Source organism: Streptomyces sp. NPDC033270, from assembly GCF_055576575.1.
This window is the reverse complement of sequence record NZ_JBVIRA010000003.1, coordinates 385,395-403,931: the sequence shown is the minus strand read 5'-3', so window position 1 is coordinate 403,931 and position 18,537 is coordinate 385,395. Positions and strand designations below refer to the sequence as shown.

The 18,537-nt window shown below is 73.0% G+C and carries 18 protein-coding genes; 3 read left to right on the top strand and 15 right to left on the bottom strand.

The features are described from left to right. Positions 1–10 precede the first annotated feature (10 nt). The 8 genes from ACZ5XZ_RS07965 to ACZ5XZ_RS07930 form a co-directional block, all read right to left on the bottom strand. The gene (locus ACZ5XZ_RS07965; protein WP_468975261.1) at positions 11–616 is read right to left on the bottom strand and encodes a GAF domain-containing protein; all 606 of its coding nucleotides are present in this window, start codon (positions 614–616) and stop codon (positions 11–13) included. Continuing rightward, a complete protein-coding gene (locus ACZ5XZ_RS07960; protein WP_468975259.1) occupies positions 613–1,230 on the bottom strand; it encodes a GTP-binding protein in 618 nt (205 codons plus the stop codon). Before ACZ5XZ_RS07960 ends, ACZ5XZ_RS07965 begins: the two co-directional genes overlap by 4 nt. Continuing rightward, entirely contained in the window at positions 1,208–1,603 is a 396-nt protein-coding gene (locus ACZ5XZ_RS07955; RefSeq protein WP_468975257.1) for a DUF742 domain-containing protein, read from the bottom strand. Before ACZ5XZ_RS07955 ends, ACZ5XZ_RS07960 begins: the two co-directional genes overlap by 23 nt. A gap of 2 nt (positions 1,604–1,605) precedes the next feature. After that, on the bottom strand, positions 1,606–2,055 hold the full coding sequence (locus ACZ5XZ_RS07950; protein WP_468975256.1) for a roadblock/LC7 domain-containing protein: 450 nt from the start codon (positions 2,053–2,055) through the stop codon (positions 1,606–1,608). Beyond that, positions 2,045–4,078 carry a sensor histidine kinase gene (locus ACZ5XZ_RS07945; RefSeq protein WP_468975254.1) on the bottom strand — a complete coding sequence of 678 codons (2,034 nt, stop codon included), beginning with the start codon at positions 4,076–4,078 and terminating at the stop codon, positions 2,045–2,047. The genes ACZ5XZ_RS07950 and ACZ5XZ_RS07945 overlap by 11 nt, the downstream gene beginning before the upstream one ends. A gap of 155 nt (positions 4,079–4,233) precedes the next feature. Beyond that, complete coding sequence (locus ACZ5XZ_RS07940; protein WP_468975253.1) at positions 4,234–5,472, bottom strand: MBL fold metallo-hydrolase; 1,239 nt, start codon at positions 5,470–5,472, stop codon at positions 4,234–4,236. 234 nt (positions 5,473–5,706) lie between these two features. Then, on the bottom strand, positions 5,707–6,555 hold the full coding sequence (locus ACZ5XZ_RS07935) for a GNAT family N-acetyltransferase (protein ID WP_468975252.1): 849 nt from the start codon (positions 6,553–6,555) through the stop codon (positions 5,707–5,709). A 64-nt stretch (positions 6,556–6,619) separates the two neighbouring features. Beyond that, on the bottom strand, positions 6,620–8,026 hold the full coding sequence (locus tag ACZ5XZ_RS07930; protein WP_468975251.1) for an NAD(P)/FAD-dependent oxidoreductase: 1,407 nt from the start codon (positions 8,024–8,026) through the stop codon (positions 6,620–6,622). Between the two features lie 217 nt (positions 8,027–8,243). Between ACZ5XZ_RS07930 and ACZ5XZ_RS07925 the strand changes: the two genes are divergently transcribed. After that, the gene (locus tag ACZ5XZ_RS07925; protein ID WP_468975249.1) at positions 8,244–9,263 is read left to right on the top strand and encodes a carbohydrate kinase family protein; all 1,020 of its coding nucleotides are present in this window, start codon (positions 8,244–8,246) and stop codon (positions 9,261–9,263) included. A 52-nt stretch (positions 9,264–9,315) separates the two neighbouring features. Here ACZ5XZ_RS07925 and ACZ5XZ_RS07920 read toward each other — a convergent pair whose 3' ends face one another. Genes ACZ5XZ_RS07920 through ACZ5XZ_RS07910 form a run of 3 tightly spaced genes read right to left on the bottom strand, consistent with a single transcriptional unit; the run spans position 9,316 to position 11,370 of the window. Further along, complete coding sequence (locus ACZ5XZ_RS07920) at positions 9,316–10,221, bottom strand: SAM-dependent methyltransferase (RefSeq protein WP_468975247.1); 906 nt, start codon at positions 10,219–10,221, stop codon at positions 9,316–9,318. Further along, the gene (locus tag ACZ5XZ_RS07915) at positions 10,218–10,496 is read right to left on the bottom strand and encodes a DUF397 domain-containing protein (protein WP_468975245.1); all 279 of its coding nucleotides are present in this window, start codon (positions 10,494–10,496) and stop codon (positions 10,218–10,220) included. The genes ACZ5XZ_RS07920 and ACZ5XZ_RS07915 overlap by 4 nt, the downstream gene beginning before the upstream one ends. A 7-nt stretch (positions 10,497–10,503) precedes the next feature. After that, positions 10,504–11,370, bottom strand: a complete 867-nt coding sequence (locus ACZ5XZ_RS07910) for a helix-turn-helix domain-containing protein (RefSeq protein WP_384429644.1) — start codon at positions 11,368–11,370, stop codon at positions 10,504–10,506. A 110-nt stretch (positions 11,371–11,480) separates the two neighbouring features. Between ACZ5XZ_RS07910 and ACZ5XZ_RS07905 the strand changes: the two genes are divergently transcribed. Then, on the top strand, positions 11,481–11,975 hold the full coding sequence (locus ACZ5XZ_RS07905) for an ATP-binding protein (RefSeq protein ID WP_468975243.1): 495 nt from the start codon (positions 11,481–11,483) through the stop codon (positions 11,973–11,975). 70 nt (positions 11,976–12,045) lie between these two features. Here ACZ5XZ_RS07905 and ACZ5XZ_RS07900 read toward each other — a convergent pair whose 3' ends face one another. Continuing rightward, a complete protein-coding gene (locus tag ACZ5XZ_RS07900) occupies positions 12,046–12,822 on the bottom strand; it encodes an SGNH/GDSL hydrolase family protein (protein WP_468975343.1) in 777 nt (258 codons plus the stop codon). Positions 12,823–13,137: 315 nt separating this feature from the next. Between ACZ5XZ_RS07900 and ACZ5XZ_RS07895 the strand changes: the two genes are divergently transcribed. Beyond that, the gene (locus ACZ5XZ_RS07895) at positions 13,138–13,944 is read left to right on the top strand and encodes a tyrosine-protein phosphatase (protein ID WP_468975241.1); all 807 of its coding nucleotides are present in this window, start codon (positions 13,138–13,140) and stop codon (positions 13,942–13,944) included. A 101-nt stretch (positions 13,945–14,045) separates the two neighbouring features. Here the strand turns inward: ACZ5XZ_RS07895 and ACZ5XZ_RS07890 are convergent, their stop codons facing one another. The 3 genes from ACZ5XZ_RS07890 to dxs are packed head-to-tail and all read right to left on the bottom strand — an operon-like array spanning position 14,046 to position 18,491. Beyond that, positions 14,046–15,176, bottom strand: coding sequence for a serpin family protein (locus ACZ5XZ_RS07890; RefSeq protein WP_468975341.1), 1,131 nt, complete (start codon positions 15,174–15,176; stop codon positions 14,046–14,048). Between the two features lie 55 nt (positions 15,177–15,231). Continuing rightward, the gene (locus ACZ5XZ_RS07885; RefSeq protein WP_468975240.1) at positions 15,232–16,614 is read right to left on the bottom strand and encodes an aspartate aminotransferase family protein; all 1,383 of its coding nucleotides are present in this window, start codon (positions 16,612–16,614) and stop codon (positions 15,232–15,234) included. Further along, the gene (dxs, locus tag ACZ5XZ_RS07880) at positions 16,611–18,491 is read right to left on the bottom strand and encodes a 1-deoxy-D-xylulose-5-phosphate synthase (RefSeq protein WP_468975238.1); all 1,881 of its coding nucleotides are present in this window, start codon (positions 18,489–18,491) and stop codon (positions 16,611–16,613) included. The genes ACZ5XZ_RS07885 and dxs overlap by 4 nt, the downstream gene beginning before the upstream one ends. Between the last annotated feature and the right edge of the window lie 46 nt (positions 18,492–18,537).

The following is an 18,537-nucleotide window of genomic DNA, read 5'->3' as shown; positions in this document are numbered from 1 at the left end:
CGCGCCCGGATCAGCGGGTGCCGCTCTGCCGCTCCTCCATGCGGTGGATCTGCTCGACGAGTTCGGCGGCCATCGACTTGATCGTCGCCAGCCCCTCCCGCCCCCAGGGGCGCGGTTCGAGGTCCACGACGCACACGGTGCCCAGCGCCATGCCCGTGCGGTCGATCAGTGGCGCGCCCAGGTAGGAGCGGATGCCGATCTCGTCGACGACGGGGTTGCCGGCGAACCGCGGATAGTCGCAGACGTCCTCCAGCACCAGCGCCTTGCGGCGGACGATGACGTGCGGGCAGTAGCCGTGGTCGCGGTCCATCTCCCGGCCGGGCTGGGCGCTGGCGGGTGCCGGCCCCAGCTCGACGGCCTGGTCCTGGGCCGGTGTGTAGAGGCCGGCGAAGTACTGCCGGTGCTCGTCGATGAAGTTGACCATCGAGTACGGCGCCCGGGTGATCCGGGCGAGCTTGCGCGCGAAGTCGTCGAACGCGGGCAGCGGGGAGTCACCGATGCCCAGGGCGCGCAACCGGGCCACCCGCGCCGGAGCCTCGTCGTCCTGAGGGGTGAGCAGCAGATGGCGCGTCGGGTCGTAGGAGACGTACGGGACGCGGGAGGCGGGGTGGTTCATGGGGGCTCCGGGGACGCGGTGAGGGCGGGCGTGAGCAGATGCTGGACGAGCGAGACCAGGACATGGGTGGCCGAGCTGCACTGGCGGGCGTCGCAGAGCACGACGGGCGTGTCCGGGGCGAGGTCCATGGCGTTGCGGACCTCGTCCGGCTCGTAGCGATAGGAGCCGTCGAACTCGTTGACGGCGACGATGAACTGGATGCCCCGCCGCTCGAAGAAGTCGACGGCGGCGAAGCACTGGTCCAGGCGACGGGTGTCGGCGAGGACGACCGCGCCGAGCACACCGTTGGACAACTCGTCCCACATGAACCAGAAGCGCTGCTGCCCCGGCGTCCCGAAGAGGTAGAGGATGTGCTCGGCGCCGAGCGTGATCCGGCCGAAGTCCATGGCGACGGTCGTGGTCTGCTTCTCCTCGACGCCCGCCAGATCGTCGGTGCCGACGCTGATCTGTGTGAGGAGCTCCTCCGTGCTGAGCGGCTCGATCTCGCTCACCGCTCCGACGAAGGTCGTCTTGCCGACCCCGAAGCCGCCCGCGACCAGGATCTTCAGAGCCGTCGGGAAGAGATCGGCCGCGGCGTGCCCCTGCCGGGCGTCACAGTCGTTTGCGAAGTCCATTCAGCACCGCCTCCAGCAGGGCTCGGTCGGTACGGGAGGCGGGCCCCGCCGAAACGGCCGCGGGGGCCCGCGCGGTGAGCGCCCCGCAGTCGACGAGGTCGGCGAGGAGCACTTTGGTGACCACGGCGGGCAGCCGTATGTGGGCGGCGATCTCGGCGACCGAGACCGGCCCGCCGCACAGTCCCAGCACCTGGGCGTGTTCGGGGCCCTGCCCGGCGACGGGCCGCCGGCCGGTGGCCATCACCATGGTCAGCAGGTCGAAGTGCGCCGTCGGACGGGTCCGGCCGTTGCTGATGGTGTACGGGCGGACCAGCCGGCCCGCGGCGTCGTCGTACCACGGCTCGTGGCCCCGCTGTCGCCGGGGCACGGCCACGGTCAACGACCGCCCGCGGACGCCTGGTGGCGCGCGGGGGTGGCAAGGTACGGCCGAACGCTCTTGACCAGCATCGACATCTCGTAGCCCAGCACCGCCACATCGGCCTCGCGCCCGGCGAGCACCGCCAGGCAGGCGCCCGATCCGGCGGTGGAGACGAACAGGAACGAGGACTCCAGCTCGACGACGACCTGCAGGACGTCGCCGCCCTCGCCGAAGCGGGCTCCGGCGCTGCGGGCGAGGGAGTACAGGCCGCAGGAGAGGGCCGCCATGTGATCGGCGCTGTCGGGGTCGAAGCCGTGGGCGGCCTTGACCAGGCCGTCCGAGGACAGCAGGAGCGCGCTGCGGGCGTGCGGCACGCGCTGGACGAGCCCGGTCAGCAGCCAGGACAGGTCGGTGTGCTGACTGCTCTGCAGCTGCGAATGCGCCTGCGCACGCACATCACTCACCATGGTTGCGGTCGTCTCCTCGGGGGCGGGCCATCGGGGCATCGTGGTCATGGTCGTGGAGCGGGTCGCCGCCGGCCGGGCCGCCGGCTTCGCGGCCGTGGGCCGGAGTGGTGCCGTCGTCGGCGGCGGGGCCGGCATGGCTGTCGTCGGCGAGGCCGAAGCCGCGCCGGAAGGCGGCCATCAGGCCGGGGTCGTGCTCGGGCTCGGGGCCCGTACGGCGCGCCGGGGACGGCAGGATCGGATCGCCGCGCAGCTCGGGGACGAGGTGCGTCTGCTTGTGCCGCCTCGGCAGCCGGGGGCGGGCGCCGTTGTCCATGGAAGCGGGCGGCGCGGGCGGCAGCACGACCGGGCCGGGATCGGCGGGGGTGGCGCGGGCGGCTTCGGGGCGGTGCGGGTCGGGGGTGGGTGCGTCGGCCGTGGCGGCTTCGGGGTGGTGGGTGCCCGTTGCGTGGACCAGCCGGCGGTGGGGCGCGCCGGAGCCGGGATCGGTGTCCTCGAAGGCCCGGGCGGGAGCCGGTGCCCCGAGCTCGTCGTAGCCGTGCCGCGGGGTGCCGAGCGTGTCGTCGGGGGCGGGGGCGGGCGCGGGGATGGCTGCGGTCCGGGGGCCGTCGCCGCCGCGGTCGTGAGAGTCGTGGCCGGCCTCCTCGGGGGCGTATCCGCTGTCGTACGTCCCGTGCTCGCGGGCCGGGTCGGTGTCCGGGGACCCGATGCGCGGCGCTCCGGCACCGCCCGCCTCCCCGTCGGCGCATTCCGCGCCGAGCAGTCCCTGCGGCACGATCAGCACGGCCTGCACGCCGCCGTAGATGTTGCTCTGCAGCCGGACGACGATGCCGTGCCGGCGGGCGAGCGAGGAGACCACGAAGAGCCCGATCCGGCCGTCGCTCAGCAGCTCGTCGACGTCGACGTGGTCGGGGTCGGCGAGCAGGGCGTTCATCCGGGTCTGCTCGTCCGCGGACATCCCCAGGCCGCGGTCCTCGACCTCCACGGCGAGGCCGGCGGTGACGAGCTGGGCGCGCAGCAGGACGGGGGTCTGCGGGGCCGAGTAGATCGTGGCGTTCTCGACGAGTTCGGCGAGCAGGTGGATGACGTCGGCGACGGCGTGCCCGCGCAGGGTGCCCTCGATCGGCGGCACCAGCTTGATCCTCGGGTACTGCTCGACCTCGGCGATCGAGGAGCGCAGCACCTCGGTCATGGAGACCGGGCGGCTCCACTGGCGGCGTGAGATGGCGCCGCCGAGGACGGCGAGGTTCTCGGCGTGCCGGCGGATGCGGGTGGCCAGGTGGTCGACGTGGAACAGGCCCTTGAGCAGATCCGGGTCCTCGACCTGGTTCTCCAGCTCGTCCAGCAGCTCGATCTCGCGGTGCACCAGGGACTGCAGCCGGCGGGCGAGGTTCACGAAGACCTCGACCTTCTGCTCGCTGCCGCTGGCGTTGCTGCGGGCGATGGCGACCGCGTCGATGACGGCGGACTCGGCGGCCCGGCCCGCGGCGGCCACTTCATGGGCGAGCAGGTCGAGGGTGTCGCCGGTGGGTAGCAGGGCCGCCTCGGGGTCGCGGCGCTGGAGCCATTCGCCGTGGCGTACCCGGTCCAGGAGGTCGTACAGGTCGGACTGGCTGCGGGCGCAGACCTGGCGCAGCCGGGCGTAGCGGGTGACGGTGGCGCGGGCCTCGGCGTTGGCGGCCGCGCTCGCGGTGAGCACGATGACGCAGACGATGGCCAGTCCGCCGGACAGCACCACCCATTCCCGGCTGGTGATCCGGGCGCCGCCGGCCTGGACGACGAAGGCGGCGACGGCGGTGCAGACGACCGCGGTCAGCAGGCAGGGGACGGCGGTGAGCCGGACCAGACGGGACCGTATCGCCGAGTCGGCGGCCGACTCGGGGAAGGAGGCGCGGCCGTGTCGTCCGCCCTCCCGTTCCCGCCGTCTGACGGCGGGAACGGAGGCTGCCCCCGGGGAATCCCGGGTCTCTGGGGACCTGGGAGCCTCCTGGGACGTCTGGGGCCCCTGGGGGAATGCGGTAGGCATGGCGCCCTCCGGATCGGCCGTTGGCAGTTCACGGAGCACGCACGCTAGTTGTTGCCGGGGTGGGGTTCGGACCTACTTCGAGGTTTCGCTACCCCTCGCCACCTCCCTGGGTGGGCGAGGCGCGCACGCCAGTGCGAGCCGATCCGAACCTCCGTTCAAAAAGAGGGAGTTGACGCCTCCGCGGCTGCCCCTTCCGAGGGTTCCGACGGTTCCGCGGCTCCCGACGGCTCGCGGACGGCGCTCGGCGGTGCGACGCGCGCCGGGGGCCAACTCGGCCAGCCCTGAACCGGCGGCACGGCCACGGCCCGCCACCAGGGCTCCACGACCGGCTCGTCGGCGGGCTCGAACGGCTTGCCCGGCACCGGCGCGGCCACCTTCGCGCCGTCCCGCCGCGCCGCCGCGACCGTGCGCTCCACGGGTTCGGACCACGGATGGGGCGCGAGATTGAAGGTGCCCCAGTGGATCGGCAGCAGCACCCCCTGCGGGCTGCCGCCGGACAGGTCGGCGTGCGCCCGCATCCCCTCCTCCGGGGTCATATGGATGTCCGGCCAGAAATCGCTGTACGCACCGATCTGGATCATCGTCGCGTCGAACGGGCCGTGTGCCGCGCCGATCTCGGCGAACCCGGAGAAGTAGCCGGTGTCGCCGCTGTGGAAGATCCGGTGCTGGGGGCCGGCGACCACCCAGGAGGCCCACAGGGTGTGCTGCGGGCCGCGCAGACCGCGGCCGCAGAAGTGCTGGGCGGGGGTGGCGGTGAGGGTCAGGCCGCCGATGCGGGTGGCCTCGTGCCAGTCCAGCTCGGTGATCCGGTCCTCGGGAACGCCCCAGAACTCCAGGTCGGCGCCGATCCCGAGCGGGACCACGAAGGGCGCGCCGGTGCGGATCAGGCCCTGGATCGTCGACATGTCGAGATGGTCGTAGTGGTCGTGCGAGATCACCACGACGTCGACCGGGTCGAGCGCGTCCAGCGCGACGGGCACCGGATGCATCCGCTTGGGCCCGGCCCAGGTGAAGGGCGAGCAGCGCTCACCCCAGACCGGGTCGAAGAGCACCCGCCGCCCGTCTATCTCGGCCAGCACGCTCGAATGGCCCATCCAGGTGAGCCGCAGTCCGGAGGCGGGCGGCCGACCCCAGTCCTCGGCGGTCGGGCGGTGCACCGGAATCCGGCCGACCGGCGCCCGGCGCAGCCTCCCCTCACGGCTCAGCTGCGTACGTGCCATCGGCAGCGCGGAGCCGTGGAGCAGTTGCCTGGTGGGCGCCGGGTTGCGGAACTGTCCGTCCACGAACTGCGGCGATCTGCGCATCCTGGCCAGCCGCTCCCCTGTGGGCTCGGCGCCGAAGCTCGCGGGGCGCAGCGCGGAAAGTCGAGTGCGGCGGGGTCGGGAACCGGTCACGGCACCTCCATGGTCGGGGCAGTCGCGAAGTGAACGGGCCGCGTGAGCGGCAGGTTCCGGCACACCGCGCCTCGCGGCGCCGTGGTGCGCTCCCGCACCACGACACCCGGACTCCACACCATCACCCGCAGACCACAACCGCGCGACCGGCTGCGGCATTCCAGGCCAGGGTGTGAGGTCCTGCTCACCGATGGAGCGGCGGGCAGCGGCGACCCCGCCCCTCACCCGCCCCCCTCATCCGAACTCCAGCACGACATGCTCCTCCATCGGGCGGTAGCCGAGCCGCTGGTAGAGGGCGTTGCTGGTGGGGTTGGCGAGGTCGGCGAAGAGCAGCACCTCGCGGGCACCGGCGTCCCGTGCGGCGCCCGAGATGGCGGCGGTCGCGGCCCCGGCGAAACCGCGTCCGCGCAGCTCGGGCGGGGTGTAGACGGGGGCGACCCGGGCCATGCCGCAGAGCGTGCGGGTGACCCCCGCCATGGCGACCGGCCGCCCGCCGGCCTCCCACAGCATGCAGCGGCCGCCAGCGATGCGGTCGTCGACCGCACGGGCGTCGCGCGGCGGCGGGCCACCGGTCTCGGCGGCGAACGCGGTGGACCAGGCGAGCAGGAGCTCCCGGTCGGCAGGCGTGGCGGTACGGGCCGCGCCGGGCGGTGCGGGGGTGGGCGGCGTCAGCTCGCCCAGCCGGTAGCGGCGGTGGCGTTTGGCGAGGCGCACCGTGCCCCCGAGCCGCCCCTGCCAGGCCGCGGCGAACGCCTCGGCCGCCGCCCTGACGCCGTTCACCCCCGGAATGCCGCCCGGCTCGTGCGCCAGCGCCTGCGCCAGCTCGGCCGCGGCACCGTCCGGCATCGGCGGGAGCAGCACCGTGCGCGGCGGGGTCCAGACGAACGCCGCGCCGACCGCGCCCCGCCCGCCGCGCCGCCACCATCCGCACCACGGCGCGTCGTCTCCGTACCTGTCCCGGCCCGTCTCGCGCAGGGCGGACACCACCGACAGCAGCACGGTGTGCTCGGCCGGCCGCCCGCGCAGGAACGCGCCGGCGGCGGCCTCGAATGCGCCCGGGTCCCGGGTCGTCGTCCATGCCATGTCTCACCCTCCCGCAGGTCCGCGGGCGGGCGCAGCCGGATTTCCGGGCCGGCTCCGGTGGAGCTCAGCTCCGCTCGACGGCCGTGGGCGGGGCGGGGAGTCCGGGGCGGCGGGGCAGGAGGAGGGTGCGGAGCAGGATCCGGGGGGCGAGGAGCCGGGTGGGGGGTGCGGTGAGGCAGAAGACGTCCCGGAAGGCGTCGCCGACGACGCGGTCGACGCCGGCGCGGGCGAACAGCCGGTCGACGTACCAGGTGCTCAGCCGCTCGCCGAGGCCCGCCCCGGCGTCCTGGCCGCCGGCGTAGGGGCGGTCCGCGCCCACCGCGGCGAGCCAGGCGGGCTCCACGGCGCGGGCCACCGCCCGCTGCGCCTCGGCGGTGGCACCGGGCCGCAGGCCGCCACCACCGGCGAGGGCGTCGCGCACCGCCAGCGCGCTCAGCGCGGCGACCGACATGCCCTGCCCGTATACGGGGTTGAAGGTGCAGGCGGCGTCCCCCAGGACGAGGAACCCTTCGGGCAGGGCACCGGGGCGCTCGAAATGCCGGCGCCGGTTGCGGGTGTCGCGGAAGCCGTGCACCGGCGAGAGCGGCTCGGCCCGTGCCAGCAGTTCGTGGATGTACGGGTCGCCGATCGTGGCGCTGAAGGCGGTGAACTCGGCCGCGTCCGTGGGCGGGTGGTGCCCGCGCACCCCCGACAGCGTCAGCAGCCAGTTGCCGTCCTCGACCGGGATGTACGCGGCGCCGCGGGGGCACTCCGGCCAGCCGGGGACGTTGACGCCCGCGTCGGGGGCGGTGTCCGGGTCCTTGGGCCGGTACATCCGGGTGGCGTAGGCGAGTCCCGCATCCACGGTCTCCTCGTGCGGGGAGGTCCGGCCCAGTGCGGCGTACCACTGGGGCGCGCGGGATGCCCGGCCCGAGGCGTCCACGACGAGCGCGGCCGGCAGCGCCCGTTCGGCGGGCTCACCCGGCCCGGCGTCCCGTGACCGGACGCGCACCCCGCTCACCCGGCCGGCGTCCCCGGTCAGTCCGATGGCCTCGGTCGCCTCCAGGACCTCCACCCGGGTGGGCGAGCCGGCGGCCACCCGCAGCGCCCGCTCGCGTACGACCGCGTCCAGCACCGGCCGGGTGACGCTCAGCGTGCGATGACGGCGCTCGTCGAAGCGGCGCTGCCATCCGGTGGGGGTACGGGTGAGGATGTCGCGCGGCAGATACAGGCTGCGCGCCCCGGCCTCGGTGAGCGCGGCGACCGTGCCGGGCAGCAGCTCCTCCAGCGCCCGCTGACCGCCGCTGAGGAGGATGTGCAGATGGCGGGCCTGCGGGACGCCCTTACGGAAGGCGCGGCCCCGCGGGTACCGGTCGCGTTCGACGACCGTGATCGCCTCGACCTGCCCGGTCAGGGCGGTGACGGCCAGCATTCCGGCGAGCCCGCCCCCGATCACGATCGCGGTGCGCCCGCCATTGGAGTGCTCTGCCATCCCCACCTCGCTCCCCTGCCGGACCCCTCCGGCCACCGCTCGTCTGCACGACTTCTTGCGATTCCTTTCCTCCCTCGTGCCACCCCAGTCCCTGACATCCCGATTTGCGGCGCCCCTGCGTCTAGGGTGTTGTCTCTCCGGCAGTGGACGCACCCGGTCCGCAAACGGGCTCGCCAGCAAGGGATTCGCCTCACCAGCAAGAGACTCAAGGACGCTTGTGACATTCCAGCAGGTTTCTGAGCCGTATGACGCATACGACGTACTCGTCTTCGGTGGGACGGGCGTGGACACCGTCGTGCCGGTCGGCGCGCTGCCCGTGCCGCTCGCCGATTCCCACCCGGTGGCGCCCATCCGCGAGTGGGCGGGGCACACCGGCACCGGCGTCGCGCTGGGGTGCGCGGCGCTCGGGCTGGCCACCGGGCTCGTGGACTTCATCGGCGACGACCATCCCGGCAGCCTGGTCCGCGAGCGGCTGGCGGGCACCGGTGTCGACTTCCGTCCGCTGATCTCCCCGCACGGCACCCGGCGCGCGGTCAACCTCGTCTCCCCCGACGGCCGCCGGATGTCCTTCCACGACGCCCGCGATCCGCGCGACCTGCGGATGCCGGCCGAGCACTACCTCCCCGCGCTAAGCCGGGCCCGGCACGTCCATCTGTCGATCACGCACTTCGCGCGCTTCGTCTACGACGACATCGAAGCGCTCGGCCTCCCCGTCTCCACCGATCTGCACGACTGGGACGGCCTGACCGAACACCACCGGGAGTTCGCGTTCCGCTCGGACCTGGTCTTCCTCAGCACGGCCGGGGCGGGCGAACGGATCGGGTCCGTCATGCGGGACATCCTCCGCCAGGGGCGCGCCGAGGCGGTGATCGCGACGGCCGGTGCGGGCGGCGCGTACCTCCTCACGCCCGACGACCGCACCCCGCGGCTCGTACCGGCCGTGGCCCCGCCCGGCCCCGTCGTGGACAGCAACGGCGCCGGCGACGCCTTCACCTGCGGCTTCCTCTACGGCCGGCTGGCGGGCCGGCCGCTTGAGGAGTGCGCTCGGCTGGGCGCCGTCGCGGGAGCGCATGCGTGCACCGCGCCGGGGACGCACACCGCCCTCGTCGGACCCGACGACCTGCGCGGGGTGCTCACCGACACCCCGGCGGTCGCCCCCGACCTGACGGCACGTGGGGTGGAGCCGCCCGGGCTCCCGGAACCGCCGGAAGCCCAGGTCTCCCCTGCGGGGGCGTAGGCCTCCGGGTACGTCGCCTGCGGCCTTCCGCCCCCGCCGGTGCCCGGTGGTTTCAGCCCTTGCGGCCCACCGCGCCGTAGAAAATGGTGTTGTTGAGTTCCTCCGCGCCGGGCACCGCGCCGTCCGGCCGCCACAGCGGCACCCGTACGACGCCGGGCGGCAGCAGTGCGAACGGCCCGAAGAGCCGCTCGATGCCGGCCTTCGACCGCAGGTTGAGGGTGGCGGTGGCGCTCTTGTAGACGTCCTGCACGCCGGCTCGCGCCACCTCGTCCGTGCGGCCGCCCTCGTACGCCTCGTAGGGCTCGTCGGTGGCGTGCGACAGGACGAGGTGACTGCCCGCGGGGAGCGCCTCGGCGAGGGCGGCGACGATGCCGGCGGGGTCCTCGTCGTCCCGGACGAAGTGCAGCACGGCGACCAGCAGCAGCGCCACCGGCCGGTCGAAGTCGATCAGTTCGCGGACGGTGGGGTGCGCCAGGATCGCCTGGGGGTCGCGGACGTCGCCGAGCACGAAGCCGGTGTGCGCGGTGTTGGTCAGCCGGGCCCCGGCGTGGGTGGCGACGATCGGGTCGTTGTCGGCGTACACGACGCGGGTGTCGGGGGCGATCTCGCGGGCCACCTCATGGGTGTTGGGCGAGGTGGGGATGCCGGTGCCGATGTCGATGATCTGGCGGATGCCGCCGGCGACCAGTTCGCGCACCGCCCGGCGCAGGAACGCGCGGTTGGCGCGGGCGCTGAGCCGCACCTGGGGGTGGACCTCGATGACCCGCTCGGCGGCCACCCGGTCGACCTCGTAGTTGTCCCAGCCGCCGAGGTAGTAGTCGTACATCCGCGCCGGGTGCGGGCGGCTGGTGTCGATCTCCTCGGCCGCGAAGCCGGAGGGCGCCGGACCCGGGGCGTACGGTCCGATCTGCGGGAGGTCCGGCTCCGGGACCGCGGGGGAGGTGTTCTGCTCGCTCATGCCGGCCTCCGTTCGGCGCACCGGCCCGGTGCGGCGGAGAGCAGGAAGTCGGCGTGGCCGGCCTTCGCGCCCTCGATGAAACTCACCATTTCACGGTGGGTGTAGATGAGTGCCGGACCGTCCGGGTCGGTGGACTGGCGCAGCGCGACGCGGCCGTCCCCCAGCCGCATCGCCTCGACGCACTCGCCGCCGTTCCCGCCGCTCCATGGTTTGTGCCAGCCCTCTGTGCCCAGCTCTTTGGCAGGCATGCCGTTGTAGATGCGTATGCGATCCATGGGGGGTTCAGATCTCCTTGCGAAAGCCACCCAGAATGGCCTCGGTGGTGTGTGCCGGCGCGGCCTGCGCGCACATCCGGTCCAGGGCCTCCAGGAACTGCGAGACGTCGTTGCGCTGGTCGAAGTACACGGCTCCGACGAGGCTCTCCGCGTATGCGATGTCCGGGAGTTCCGGGATCGGGAAGCGGAAGATGTGGAAGGGCCCGTACATGGCGGGGTGCGGGCCCGCGGCGAAGGGCATGAGCTGCAGCCGCACGTTCGGCAGCGCGGTGGCCTCCATGAGCCGGGTGATCTGGTCGCGCATCACCTTGGGCCCGCCGATCGGCCGCCGCAGCACGGTCTCGTCCATGACCACCCACAGCATCGGTGCGTTCTCGCGGGTCAGCAGGGCCTGCCGCTCCATGCGCAGGGCGACGATGCGGTCGATGTCGGCCGCGGAGGCGTGCGGCATACCGGCGCGCAGGACGGCGGTGGCGTAGTCCTCGGTCTGCAGCAGCCCGGGGACGTAGTGTGGCTGGTAGGCGCGGATGAGGTTGGCCTCGCCCTCCAGGCTGACGAACGCGCTGAACCACTCGGGCAGCACATCGCGGAAGCGGTGCCACCAGCCTGGTTTGTTGGCCTCGCGGGCCAGGGAGAGGAAGCCCTCGACCTCGTCGCCGTCGGTGACGCCGTAGGTCGCCAGCAGCTTCTCGACGTAGGGGAGTTTGAGGCCGACCTCGGCCTTCTCCATGCGCCGTATCGTGGCGTGGGTCACATCGAGCGCCGCGGCGGCCTGCTCGAAGGAGAGTCCCGCCTTTTCGCGCAGGTCCTGCAGCCGCTTGCCGAGCACCACCCGCAGGACGGTCGGTGCGCCTGCCGACCGTGGGTCCGCCACGTCCGATCGCCTCCAACTGATGTCAGTGATCAGCAGTGTGTCATGCCGTCATCATTAACGAACAGACTGCACTTACGATTCTGCAAATTACAGAGTGATCCTTGCCATCGGTGACCAACATCGCACATAGTTACGGCGTGGCTTCCTCCAACAACGCTTCTTCGTTAGGGCGCTGTGGCGGCTTCGTCGCCCAGTACCCGCAGGACGCGTTCCACTTGCCGGCGCGACGCACGTCCGTTCCCGAGGCGCGCAGACGCGTCAGTGCGCTGCTGTGCGAGTGGGGCGCGGATCAACAGGTCTGCGACGACGTGGAGTTGGTGGTCTCCGAGCTGTTCACCAACGCGGTACGGCACACCGACAGCGAGAAGGTCGGCTGCGAACTGAGCCTCGTCGGGACGCACATACGCATAGAGATCACGGACCAGGGCGGGCCGGGGCTTTCGGCGCCGCACGTCCAGCCCGGCAGCGTGGACAAGGAGTGCGGGCGGGGCCTGTTCCTCGTCGGGGCCCTGTCCGACGGCTGGGGATCGCGGCCCGCCGACAGCGGTCCGGGCCGGGTCGTCTGGGCGGACCTGCCGTACACGGGCACCGCGGCACACAACTGAGGCCCCGTTCCGCGTCGGCGGAAGCGGGGCCTCGGTCATGCCGCGGGCCCGCCATGGGGCCGCGGCCGCACTACAGCGGAAGCAGGTCGGGCCGCTTGGGCTCGACATGGTCACCGGAGGACTCGCCGCGCAGCCGGCGGCCGATCCACGGTACGAGGTGCTCCCGCGCCCAGTGGATGTTGTCCCGCCGCGCCTCGGCGGCCGACCGCTCCGCCTCCGGGGGCCACGGCTGGTCCGGGTCGGCCGGCACCCGCAGACCGAGCACCTGGGCCGCGCGCAGCGCCACCCGGGTGTGACCGTCGGCCGACAGGTGCAGCCGGTCCTCGCTCCAGGCCCGCCGGTCCTGCACCGACTTCAGCGACCACAGGTCCAGCACCGGGCAGTCGTGCCGGTCCGCGATGGCCCGGACGTGCGCCGTATACGTCGCGATCTTGCCGCGCAGATGCTTGAGCACCGGGACACCGCGGGTGTCGAAGCCGGTGCAGAGCAGGACCGCACCGACCGACTGCCGCAGATCGACGACCGCCGCCTCGTAGCGCTCGGCGACCGCGTCCGGGTCCGAGCCGGGCCGCAGGATGTCGTTGCCGCCGGCACAGAACGTCACCAGCGCCGGGGCGAGCTCCTTCGCCCGCGGCACCTGTTCCTCGACGATCTGGTCCAGAAGCCGTCCCCTGACGGCGAGGTTCGCATAGCGGAAGTCCCCCTCCGCCTGCTTGTCCGAGAGCAGGACCGCGAGCCGGTCCGCCCAACCGATGTACACCCCGTCAGGGCCGGGATCCCCGACCCCCTCTGTGAAGCTGTCCCCGACGGCTGCGTACGACCCGATGGCGCCATGGGCGCCGGTGATGAAGTCCTTCGACTCATCTGCAGCGCTCCTGGCGCCGCTGCTGATGTTCTTCGAATCGTCTGCCACGTCAGGACATACTTCACCTTGAGAAGTGACCTACGCCACCGTAACCAGGGGTTGACGAGGGGTGATTAATGCCACCAGGTCAAATTCTTCTCAAGTTGGAATAATGATCGATCACACACCGCCCCGAGCGCCGTCTTGCGCTTCCGCACGCCACCATCGCGGCTTGATTGAGTATTGCATCAGTGTCGTATCGTCGGTTGTGCCCGCGCCGTCGACGAGCAGCGTCGCCGGCCGAACCAAGGAGCGCCCGTGACGCAGACGCCGCAGGTCCCCCAGGCACAGCCCGAGCTCGCGGAGGTCCGCAACTTCCGCGATGTGGGCGGGCTGCCGACCGTGGACGGGCGTCGCGTACGGGAGGGCAGGCTGTTCCGCAGCGGGCACCTCGCCCACGCCACGGAACAGGACACGGCGTTTCTGGCCGGCCTCGGGCTGCACACCATCTTCGACTTCCGCAACGCCTCGGACATCAAGCTGGAGGGCCCCGATGTCGCGCTGCCCGGCGTGCGCAATGTGAACATCCCGCTCACCGACCCGGCCGACGGCGCGGAGTTCTGGACGATGGTGCGCGACGGTGAGCTGGGGCAGCTGCGCACCCTGCTCGGCGACGGCAAGGCCGCGGCCCGCATGACGGCGACCTACCGCCACATCATCACCACCCGCACCGAAGACCACAGCCGGGTGCTGCACGCGCTCGCCGAGGACAGCGTCCCGGCGCTGATGCACTGCGCGGCCGGCAAGGACCGCGCGGGCCTGTCCGTCGCGGTGACCCTGCTGGCGGTCGGCGTGGAGCGGGACGCCATCGAGGAGGACTACCTCAAGTCCAACGAGCCGCACCGCCGCTACAAGATCCGCCGCTCCGACGACTCCGCGGTCGGGATGTCCCCGGAGGTCCTGGAGCTGCTCTCGCCGCTGTTCGGTGCGCACGCCGACTACCTCACGGCCGCCTACGACGCGATCGAGAAGACCTGGGGCTCCACGGAGAGCTACCTCACCGACGGCCTGAAGCTGGCACCCGCCACCCGCGAGCGGCTGCGCGACCGGCTGCTGGAGGGCTGACCCGCCGCGCACGGCCGTGCGGCGGGCTCCGGGGCATAGGGGCTTTGGCCCGTTGGCGGCGCCCGGCACAGGGGTGGTCTACGGACGCCGGTAGCGCCCGCTCACGGCTCGGCGACCCAGCCCGCGGCCAGCACCAGGCCCGACGCCCGGTGCACGGCGAGGAAGCCGAAGGGCCGGTCGTAGCGGGCCGCGATCCGCAGCGCCTGGTGGCGCGCGGGCGGCGGTGCGGCGCCCGCGGCGGCCGGCATGACCGTGACGGCCGCCGCCCTGAAGCCCAGCGGGCCGAAGGTCGCCCTCGCCGTCTGGCGGGCCGCCGCCGTCGCGAGCGGGGTGTCACTGATACCGGGGAAGTGCCCACGGGAGGTGTCACAGGCGCTGGCGAGACCGAAGAGGTCCGCCCGCTTGAGCAGATCGTGGTCGGCGTCGACGGTGAACGCCGTGGTGGTGAGGTGGAGTCGCGGTGCGGCGTCGGCACTTGGCACCGTCGTCACCGTCAGCCCCGGCCCCGCGCCCTCGCCCAGCGCCGCGCCGGAGACCGTCGGGTAGGTGCCGCCCAGCGCCGCGACCCCGTGGTCCAGCACCGCACCGCCCGGTGTCCGGGGCTCGCCGAGCAGCAGATGGACGTCCAGGCCGTTGTCGCCCTCGACCGTGACGTCGGTGAGCGGGCCGGCCGGTGTGGCGTGCACCCGCACCTGGTCCACGTCGGGCCCGGAGCGGCTGAGCGAGGTCAGCTCCCGCCCCGCCCAGGGCCCTTCGCCCACCCGGTCCGGGAACGCCTGGAACGGCCGCACCCAGGTGGTCCGCACCAGCAGGGCACTGGCCAGGACCAGCAGCGTGTCCGGGGTGACCTGCACCGGCATCCGCTCTATCAGGCCGTCGGTGTGCCGGCGCGCCCAGGCGTCCAGCGCCGTCTGGTCCGCGGCCGGGTCCGCGGTGAGCTCGCCGTGCACGCCGGGCGGCAGGGCGCCCAGCCACGCGGGGCGCAGCGTCAGGGTGCGGCGGGCCCACAGGCCCACCGCCGCGTCGACGCCGGCCGCGGCGTCCAGCGCGGCGAGCAGTTCACCGCCCTGGCGTACCGCGTGCTCCGGATCCGTGCCGAGGGCCTCGGCCAGCTCCGTACGCGCCGGGCCGGCCGCCGGGCCGGCGAGGAGGGCCAGCAGCGGCCAGACGCCGGCCGCGGTCAGCACCGTGCCCTGCTCCCCCACCGTCTCCCGCGCCCAGCGCGCCGTCATCGTGTTCACGGACCGCACCGTCGTCCCGGCAACCATCGCGCCCCCACCGGCGTCGTCAGCGGTGGGCGACCGCCTGTTTGACCAGCGTCCGCCCGAAGTCCCACAGCAGGCCGCCGCCACCATGGGCGTCGTCCATGACGGCCGTGAACGCCTCGACGAAGCGGTCCACTTCCGGCTCGCCGATGATCAGCGGCGGGATCAGCTTAATGACCTCCAGATGGTCGCCGGAGACCTGGGTCAGGATGCGGTGGCGCTGCAGCAGCGGGACCACCACCATCTGCGCGAACAGGCCCTTGCGGGCCGCCTGCAGCATCGTCCAGCGGCTCCGCAGCCCGAGGGAGCTGGGGCGGCCGAACTCGATGCCGATCATCAGGCCGCGGCCGCGCACGTCGTGCAGCAGCTCGTACCTGCCGACCAGCGCGGCGAGCCGGGAGCGCAGCAGCTCGCCGGTGTGCCGGGCGTGGGCGACGAGCTGCTCGTCCTCCAGCACCGTGAGCACCGCCAGACCCGCCGCCATCGCCTGGGCGTTGGAGCCGAAGCTGGCGGAGTGCACCAGCACCCGGTCCATGGACGAGTAGACCTTCTTGAAGATCCAGTCCTTGCCGAGGGTCGCGCCGACGGGGACATAGCCACCGGAGAGCGCCTTGGCCACGCACACCAGGTCCGGTTCGACGCCGTCCTCGTGCTGGTAGGCGAAGAAGTCGCCGGTGCGGCCGAGGCCGGTCTGCACCTCGTCGGCGATCAGCAGCGCCTTGTGCCGGTGCAGCAGCTCCTGTGCGGCGCGCAGGAAACCGGGCGGGGTGGGGTGGACGCCCTTGCCCTGGATGGGCTCGACGACGAAGCCGGCCACGTCACCGCGCTTGAGTTCCCGTTCCAGCGCGGCCAGATCGCCCATCTCGACGGCCGTGTCCGGCAGCAGCGGGGCGAAGCCGTCGCGGAAGCCGTCCTCGCCGTTGACGGAGAGCGCGCCGGTGGTCAGGCCGTGGAAGGCATGGGTGCAGTACAGGACGCGCGGTCTGCCGGTGGCGTAGCGGGCGAACTTCAGGGCGGTCTCGACGGCTTCGGTGCCGCTGTTGCCGAAGAAGACCCGGTCCAGGTGGGGCGCGTGGGCGAGCAGCTTCTCGGCGAGCAGTCCGGGCAGCGGCGCGCAGTCGAAGCGGGTGAGGTCGGGGAGCCGGGCGTCCAGGACGTCGTGCAGCGCCTGCCGGACGACGGGATGGTGCCGGCCCAGCCCCATCACCCCGAAGCCCGCCAGCATGTCCAGGTAGTCCTGGCCGTCGGCGTCCCAGAAGTACGCGCCCTCCGCCCGCTCGTAGACCTTGTCGAAGCCGATGGTGCGCAGCATCCGCGGGAGTTGGTGGTTGAGGTGGCGGGTGTGCAGGTCGTAGCGCTCGGCGCCGCGCTCGGCGAGCAGCCGGGTCAGGTCGAAACCGGTCACGGGGTGCTCTCCTTACGGGCCAGCGCGGCGCTGATCCGGCCGGCGATCTCGGCCGGGGTGAGACCGAGGTCGGCCAGCAGCTCCCCGCGCCGGGCGTGCGGCAGGAACTGCTCGGGCAGGCCGAAGGTGCGCAGCGGCACATCGATGTCCGCGTCCCGCAGTGCCTGGCCGACGGCCCAGCCGACACCGCCGTTGCGGCTGTTGTCCTCGACGACCGCGACCATCGCGTGCCGCGCGGCGAGCCGGGGGATGGCGTCGTCGACCGGCTTGACCCAGCGCGGGTCGACGACGGTCGCGTCCACGCCGCGGGCGGCGAGCAGTTCGGCCACCCGCAGACAGACCGGGGCCATCACGCCGACCGCGACCAGCAGCACGTCCGGATGCGGCGTGCGGTACAGGACGTCGAGGCCGCCGATCCGGTCCACGGCCGGGATCGGGTCGTCCACCGACTCCTTGGGGAAGCGGATGACGGTCGGTGCGTCGTCGACGTCCAGCGATTCGCGCAGCTGGGCGCGGAGCTGGTCGGCGTCGCGCGGCGCGGCGATCCGCAGGCCCGGTACGACGCCCAGCACCGACAGGTCCCACATGCCGTTGTGCGAGGCGCCGTCGGTGCCGGTGACACCGGCCCGGTCCAGGACGAAGGTGACCCCGCACCTGTGCAGGGCGACGTCCATCAGCACCTGGTCGAAGGCGCGGTTGAGGAAGGTGGCGTACACCGCGACGACCGGATGCAGTCCGCCGGTGGCCAGCCCGGCGGCCGAGACCGCGGCGTGCTGTTCGGCGATCCCCACGTCCCACACCCGGTCCGGGAACGCCTCGGCGAACTTGCCCAGGCCCACCGGCTGCAGCATCGCCGCCGTGATGGCCACCACGTCCTCGCGCTCGGCGCCGATGCGGACCATTTCGTCGGCGAAGACGGACGTCCAGGAGGGCGCGCCGGGCGGGGCGACCGGCGCGCAGGTCAGCGGGTCCATCATGCCGACGGTGTGGAAGTGGTCCGCCTCGTCCTCCAGGGCCGGCTGGTAGCCGCGGCCCTTCTCGGTGAGGCAGTGCACCAGCACCGGCCCGTGGAAGCCGGCCGCGCGGCGCAGCGCGGACTCGACGGCCGCGATGTCATGGCCGTCGATCGGTCCGATGTACTTCAGGCCCAGGTCCTCGAACATGCCCTGGGGCGCGAAGGCGTCCTTGAAGCCCTTCTTGGCGCCGTGCAGGGACTCGTAGAGCGGCTGCCCGACGACCGGGGTGCGCTGGAGGACGTCCTTCCCCCAGGCCAGGACCTTCTCGTAGCCGTCGGTGGTGCGCAGCGCGGCGAGGTGGTCGGCCAGGCCGCCGATGGTCGGCGCGTAGGAGCGTTCGTTGTCGTTGACGACGATGATCAGCGGGCGGTCCTTGGCGGCGGCGATGTTGTTGAGCGCCTCCCAGGCCATCCCGCCGGTCAGCGCGCCGTCTCCGATGACGGCCACGACGTGGTCGTCCTTGCCGCGCACCTGGTTGGCCTTGGCCAGGCCGTCGGCCCAGCCCAGGACGGTGGAGGCGTGCGAGTTCTCGATCACGTCGTGGTCGGACTCGGCCCGCGAGGGGTAGCCGGAGAGCCCGCCCTTGGCCCGCAGCTTGGAGAAGTCCTGACGGCCGGTGAGCAGTTTGTGGACGTAGGACTGGTGGCCGGTGTCCCACAGGATGCGGTCGGCGGGCGAGTCGAAGACCCGGTGCAGGGCGATGGTCAGCTCGACCACGCCCAGGTTGGGGCCCAGATGACCGCCGGTGCGGGCGACGGCGTGTACGAGGAAGTGCCGGATCTCCTCGGCGAGTTCGGTCAGGCGCCCCTCGGGGAGCGCCTTGAGGTCACGCGGTGCGCGGATGTGTTCCAGCATCGTCACAGTGGGTCCCCCTCTGCTCGTTCGACTGGCCGTGGTGGCGGGGGAG

What these genes read in the sequence shown, in the direction of transcription:
- ACZ5XZ_RS07890 (WP_468975341.1), bottom strand. Translation starts at nt 15,176, where the DNA reads ATGACGGCGCGCTGGGCGCGGGAGACGGTGGGGGAGCAGGGCACGGTG.
- ACZ5XZ_RS07930 (WP_468975251.1), bottom strand. Translation starts at nt 8,026, where the DNA reads ATGGCAGAGCACTCCAATGGCGGGCGCACCGCGATCGTGATCGGGGGC.
- ACZ5XZ_RS07915 (WP_468975245.1), bottom strand. Translation starts at nt 10,496, where the DNA reads ATGGATCGCATACGCATCTACAACGGCATGCCTGCCAAAGAGCTGGGC.
- ACZ5XZ_RS07920 (WP_468975247.1), bottom strand. Translation starts at nt 10,221, where the DNA reads ATGAGCGAGCAGAACACCTCCCCCGCGGTCCCGGAGCCGGACCTCCCG.
- ACZ5XZ_RS07950 (WP_468975256.1), bottom strand. Translation starts at nt 2,055, where the DNA reads ATGGTGAGTGATGTGCGTGCGCAGGCGCATTCGCAGCTGCAGAGCAGT.
- ACZ5XZ_RS07960 (WP_468975259.1), bottom strand. Translation starts at nt 1,230, where the DNA reads ATGGACTTCGCAAACGACTGTGACGCCCGGCAGGGGCACGCCGCGGCC.
- ACZ5XZ_RS07965 (WP_468975261.1), bottom strand. Translation starts at nt 616, where the DNA reads ATGAACCACCCCGCCTCCCGCGTCCCGTACGTCTCCTACGACCCGACG.
- ACZ5XZ_RS07935 (WP_468975252.1), bottom strand. Translation starts at nt 6,555, where the DNA reads ATGGCATGGACGACGACCCGGGACCCGGGCGCATTCGAGGCCGCCGCC.
- ACZ5XZ_RS07945 (WP_468975254.1), bottom strand. Translation starts at nt 4,078, where the DNA reads ATGCCTACCGCATTCCCCCAGGGGCCCCAGACGTCCCAGGAGGCTCCC.